8 protein-coding genes are annotated in these 5,448 nt (G+C 56.8%); 6 read left to right on the forward strand and 2 right to left on the reverse strand.

All coding sequences use genetic code 11. From position 1 onward, the window contains the following. The first annotated feature begins 23 nt into the window (after positions 1-23). Both EA795_RS21700 and EA795_RS21085 read left to right on the forward strand, forming a co-directional pair. On the forward strand, positions 24-578 hold the full coding sequence (locus EA795_RS21700) for a hypothetical protein (protein WP_490723088.1): 555 nt from the start codon (positions 24-26) through the stop codon (positions 576-578). A 119-nt stretch (positions 579-697) separates the two neighbouring features. Then, the gene (locus EA795_RS21085; protein WP_158601318.1) at positions 698-844 is read left to right on the forward strand and encodes a hypothetical protein; all 147 of its coding nucleotides are present in this window, start codon (positions 698-700) and stop codon (positions 842-844) included. An 869-nt stretch (positions 845-1,713) separates the two neighbouring features. Here EA795_RS21085 and EA795_RS20300 read toward each other — a convergent pair. After that, positions 1,714-1,965: a hypothetical protein gene (locus EA795_RS20300; RefSeq protein ID WP_122079184.1), complete on the reverse strand. Its 252-nt coding sequence runs from the start codon at positions 1,963-1,965 to the stop codon at positions 1,714-1,716. Between the two features lie 653 nt (positions 1,966-2,618). Then, complete coding sequence (locus tag EA795_RS20305; RefSeq protein ID WP_122079185.1) at positions 2,619-3,320, reverse strand: Arc family DNA-binding protein; 702 nt, start codon at positions 3,318-3,320, stop codon at positions 2,619-2,621. A gap of 138 nt (positions 3,321-3,458) precedes the next feature. Between EA795_RS20305 and EA795_RS20310 the strand changes: the two genes are divergently transcribed. From EA795_RS20310 to EA795_RS20325, 4 genes are all read left to right on the forward strand, one after another. Then, positions 3,459-3,608, forward strand: coding sequence for an Arc family DNA-binding protein (locus EA795_RS20310; RefSeq protein WP_122079187.1), 150 nt, complete (start codon positions 3,459-3,461; stop codon positions 3,606-3,608). Positions 3,609-3,682: 74 nt separating this feature from the next. After that, complete coding sequence (locus tag EA795_RS20315) at positions 3,683-4,603, forward strand: phage antirepressor N-terminal domain-containing protein (protein WP_122079188.1); 921 nt, start codon at positions 3,683-3,685, stop codon at positions 4,601-4,603. Beyond that, positions 4,600-4,794, forward strand: coding sequence for a hypothetical protein (locus tag EA795_RS20320; protein WP_122079190.1), 195 nt, complete (start codon positions 4,600-4,602; stop codon positions 4,792-4,794). The genes EA795_RS20315 and EA795_RS20320 overlap by 4 nt, the downstream gene beginning before the upstream one ends. 91 nt (positions 4,795-4,885) lie before the next feature. Next, positions 4,886-5,383 carry a DUF4124 domain-containing protein gene (locus tag EA795_RS20325; protein ID WP_122079191.1) on the forward strand — a complete coding sequence of 166 codons (498 nt, stop codon included), beginning with the start codon at positions 4,886-4,888 and terminating at the stop codon, positions 5,381-5,383. Positions 5,384-5,448: the final 65 nt, after the last annotated feature.

Here is a 5,448-nt window from a genome sequence, read left to right on the forward strand (position 1 = left end):
GCCCTCGCGCCGCCGCCATCGCCATGTACGGGTCCGTCACCCAGGTGCCGAGTGGAACGGTTACGGGAGAGGAGCATGCAGCCTTCATCGATCGAGCCATCATGCTCGCTAACATCCCGCTGGAGGTGACCGCCGTCACCAGCGAAGACGGTGCCACCACCTACACCCGGAACGTCGATTACGCGGTCGGCCCGTTCGGCATTCGCATCCTTCCGGGTGGTCCGCTGGCCACGGCCATCGCAGCGGAATTGCCGGCGCCCGGCGAACTGCCGAGCCTGCCGATCCTCGTGGAATACAGCTACCCGACCGTGGACGTCATCAAACCGTTCACTACTGGCCAGCGCTTCTACCGAGTGATGACCGGCCAGACCAATGAAGGGGGTAACGGCGAGCGCCGCCGGATCCAGTGCTTCTACTGCAAGATCGCCCTCAACGGCGGCATCCCGCTCAACCAGGGCGCCGAATTCGGCGTAATCCCNCTAAAGGGGCAGGCGTTCAATTGCCCTGTTAACTGGAATACCGAAACAAAACCCCTCACTACAAGCCGGCTGCGCAGTAACTGCACTGAGTTGAGATGAATCGCCAAGGCGAACCATTTCTAATCGCTCTGCCGGCCAGAAAAGCAAAACCCCCGACAGGTTGGCGCCTTCGGGGGTTTTTATTTCCACCCCATACTGCGCTATGAGGAAGAACATGAATGGATTATAGGGCAATCGCCATGTGCCTCAAAATCATTGAGCAATCTCGACCGCTGAAAGCCTTGCTTTGGGCATCAATCTTTGTTGGGTTCTGCTTCAGCCTTGGCTTTGTGGCCGACTTCATCGCTGTGATTCGTTGGTGGTGAGCGAGACGCCAGCGAACTCGTTGTTTGGTCACACCCCTAAGCGCTCAGGCGCGGACCCCGCATCCGACCATCTCCCGCGAGGGGCTTTCTGTTTCTGGCTCTTGAGCGCTTGTCCTTCATTTCGCATCTACGCTACCTAGGCGGCATCTTGCCGCCAACCGTGCAGGGAGCGGATATGAAGCGCATGATTTCGGCTGTAACACTGCTGGGTCTAGTGGGCTGTTCAGGGAGCATCATCGTTTATGAGAACGCAGAGACTGCCTGTGTAGAGGGTCGATGCGAGGGCGTTAAGTTCTATCAGCTAGTGCCTACGACTGAGCACTACTATCTGGATCGCATAACCGGCAAAGACGGAGTGTTAACTCACTGGGCTGGCGGGCCAGACGATAAGCGCTGCATGCCGGTACTAATGACGGAAACCAAGCTGCTTCCCAGCTCAAAAGCCAGCGTTATCACTTACGACGCCCAGCCGTTCGAGACATCGAAGTTTTCTGTAGAACTCGCAGCCAACGGCACCTTAGCCAAAGCGGGCGGCGAGTCCACACCAGGAGCAAAGATGGCAGCTGATACCCTCTTTACTATCGCCACATCCGCCAAAACTCTACGGGACTCTAACGTGCTTGGTGCTGAGCCAAAATCAATGAGTTGGGTTGATCCTTTGGAGGCGATGGCTAGCGGAGAGGTTCTTTGTAGCGGAGGTAGAGTGCCAGTGACCGCACCACTCGGTCCGCGGACGGAGCATCGACCGGCGTCGAAATGTGGAGGGACGGGGCAACCGCGCTGCCTGCAATAGAGAGCTAGAAGAGTGTGTCGCGAAGTCAGATGAGCCCCGCTACTCGCGGGGCTTTCTTTTTCTGGGCGTTACCGGTTTAGCCCGGCATCGCCCGCAACACATGGCCGACCTCATGATCGCCGAGGTTCACTGCCCAGCTATCGCCCAAGGGCGCGAGGTGACCGAGGCGCTTTCCATCGGGGGCGAAGAGCACTCCATCAGATATCTGGAATGGCGGCGCTCCCGGTGTGGTTGATTGCCCAACTCCGTCGATGATGTAGCCCAGCACCTCGGTGGAGGTGCGGGTCTGAAAGATGGCCCAGCGGCCTGTTAGGTAGGGCTTAGACATGTCGTACTCCTTGCTGGGTCGTGGTTGTCCCGCGCGGCGGCGGGGTTACGCCACATGGATCGATGGATGAGCCTCGGGAGGAGATCAAGGGGCGGCGAGGCCCGCCAATTCGCCATCGCCAGATGTGTACCTTCTGCCTGTAGGAAATCAGCTGGCTGGCTCGACCTCCATAAACCAGCCAAGCGACCTCGAAGCCGTACATCGGTAGCGCAGAGATGACAATCAAGCCTGGTGACTGTGAAAGCGGGGCGTTCGATAGGATAAAAACTTCCTTCAGGCCGATCGCAAGAATCCACAGCCCGAAGTAGATGGTGAAGATGACGAGGCAGGCGTGGCCCCGTCCGGCTTCACGGTGTATCCAGGCCGTATCGAATCGATGCGATCGAGTCCAATGACGATCTCTAAGACTGGATCTACGGAAGAATCGTCTCAGGAGGCTGCGGCGCTTGTGGCGAGCCTGCGGTTTAGGAGCGAACGCCTTGGCTAGCCAAACGGAAACTAGCTTTCTCCTGCGAATCAGCCAGATAACGACCCATACGCAAAAGGCACCCCAGATTGCATTCGCTGCTGTTTCTACTAGCCACCAAATGCTGGACAGGAGAAGAGGGCTATCTAATGACATGGCCGGTCCTTGGCTGGCTGGTTGGTGTAAGTCAGTCGGCGAAGAATTGATCCAGCTCTTCGCGCGAGTAGGTCATCGGCTTCTCATGGAAGAGGTTCAAGAATTCAAGCAGCGTCTTGTAGCCGAGCGGCGTTAACTCTCCGCCTTCAATTGCTTCAGCCGCCTGCTGCTCGGGCAGGTCCGACGTTTGGGGGATGCGCTGCGTACGGAAGCTTGTCGCCCCGCCAAGCAAGCCGCGGATGTCGAGTGCCCAGATCAGATCGCGGACTTCGCTTTCACGCGGCGGCCGCTCAACAGTGAGTGGCGTACTGTCGGCGACGAGGGTTGTTTCCTCCGTATGGATTACCACGGTTAAGGCGCTGTGATTGGCGTAGCCGTCACGCACTGCCAGCGTGACGGCAGTGATGTTTTCCAGCGTGGCCAGGCAAACCAGCAGCTGATCTAAAGCCTCGTACGTCGACATGCGAGGCCGCAGACGAACCACGCTTCCGACCTTGCCCAGCTCAAGGGTGTCGATGAACCGTAAGTCTCGATCAACAATCCGTTTGGAAATTTCCTCGGCGGCCCAGCTTGGCGCGTAACCGCTGGGCCCTCGGCGGAAGCTTCGCTCAAGACGCGCAATTATTTCTGCATTCATAGACTTGCTGGTTTCGTCGGCTGCATCGGACAGCTTGGTATGCAGATCCTTTGGAATACGCAGGGTGATCCTAGTGTAACGGTCGTCTGTATCCATGATTCCGAACGCAAGCTTCTGTCGATTTCGATATATCGAATTTACACGAAAATGGTGTCATCTGCAGTTGACACAGAAATGGTGTCATGTGAATATCGACGTATGGCACGAAAGTCGTGTCACGAAGGAGAGGATTGAATGGATGATTGGGTGCGCGTTACCACCCGCCTACCGAAGGAGGTAGCAGAGTGGTTGAAAACTGTAGGGAAAGATCAGAGCCGGTCCATGAATGGCCAGCTCATCGAGGTGGTGAAGAAGGCCATGCGAGAAGAGCAGGCAGCAGCCTGAAACGAAGAAGCCCCGACGAGGTGAGAGTCGTCAGGGCTTCGAATAACGATGAGACCAGCGAGGTATCAAGCGTCATGACGAATCATAGCACAGCAATTCCATCAGCAAATATCATCCCGTTCCGTCAGAAGGAACTGCTGCTGATCGACAATGCAGGCGAACCCTTCGTGCCGATGAAGCCCGTCGTCGAAGGTATGGGGCTAGCCTGGCAGACGCAGCACCGCAAGTTGATGTCTAGCCGCTTTTCCGCAACCATCACCGAAATGGTGATAGTTGCTCAGGACGGAAAGCAGCGCGAGATGACCTGCCTCCCCCTACGCAAACTCCCAGGCTGGCTAACATCGATTCACGCCAACAAGGTTCGGCCTGAGCTGCGCGAAGGTGTTATCGCTTACCAGAACGAATGCGACGATGTGCTGTGGTCGTACTGGAACGAGGGGATTGCCATTCGTCATGACGATCGCACCGCGGCCAGCGTGCTTAGCACCACCATCGGCACCGATGGTTTCCACTGCTTGGCTGCTGTTCTGGATGGCAAGGTTCGACATCTGCCAGTAGCGGCCCGTCGCGGTGCCAAGAATCACATCTGGTCGCAGGTGCGTAAAGCATTCAGCGTCGTGACTGCCGAGGACATTCCGGCAGTCCAGCTGGACAGCGCCAGGAACTTCATCGCGGCGTATCACGTGCAGGAGGGCGAGTGGCTGCCGAAGGAAGAGAAGGCCGGAACGGTGTTGAATGACCACCAGCTGTACAACGTGTACTTCCTTCGTAGCCACTTCAAGCACCTGAACGACATTTTCAACCGCTACAAGCTCTACTCGCATTTCAGTGGCATCGGTAGCCCGGTCGGCGTAGAGATGATCGATCACTTCCGCGACGGACACATTGCAGTCCATGAACTCGGTGCGCTGGAACAGGAATTCGATGCGGTCCAGCGTCGGCTTGGGCTCAATAAATATCGGGACGCGGGCCTTGGCTTGAGGGCGACGGCATGAACTTCACACTCAAGCAAGGCGCAACCGCCATGGTCATCGGCGGCCAGGAATCCCTGATTGGCCAATCCGTTCGGCTGGTATACCTGGTCGGCCGCTGGTGGCTGGTCAAGATCGGCAAGCGCACCTTCACCGTGGAGATGCGCGAGCTGATGCCGCTGGAGCCACGCAAAGCCGCGGCGCAGGCCATCTAACCAACAGCTTCACCCTGAACCCAGCCAAGTGCTGGGTTTTGGTGCTGGCGTTTTGTTACAGTCCCGGCCATACCAAGTGGGAGGGATTCTTATGTCGAGACTGTTACTGGTGCTGGCCTTAGCTGTGGCTCCGGCCGGCGCAATGTCGGCGACGATCTACAAGTGCGTCGGCGCGGATGGCAAGACCGTTTTCTCTGACAAACAATGCGGGTCCCAAGCCGAGGCAATCGAATACTCGCATCCTGAAACATGGAAGGAGCGGATATCTCGCGAGCGTGCCGAGAGTTCGGCCCGCCTTGACGAGCTTAGGCAGCAAGAGATTGTACAGAGAAGAGAGCAAGACGCTCGGATATCGAAGATGAAGGAGCAGCACAGGGCTCTGTGCGAGTCTCGCATCGCCAATGAAGGGCTCGCCATTGGCATGACTAAGAGCCAGCTTTACGATAGCGAAATCTGGGGATACCCGGACGATATTTCGAAAACAACGACCGCAAATGCGGTAAAGGAATATTTCGTCTACAAGTGCGATGGATACAAGAGCGTCAGGCTATTCGTAACAAATGGAAGGCTGAGCTCAATACACAACTAACTGAACAATAAACCCGCTTCGGCGGGTTTTTTATTGCCCAAAGGAAAGTCCATGTCCGAACTATC

Origin of the sequence: Stutzerimonas nitrititolerans, from assembly GCF_003696285.1 — a bacterium.
Classification (GTDB): domain Bacteria; phylum Pseudomonadota; class Gammaproteobacteria; order Pseudomonadales; family Pseudomonadaceae; genus Stutzerimonas; species Stutzerimonas nitrititolerans.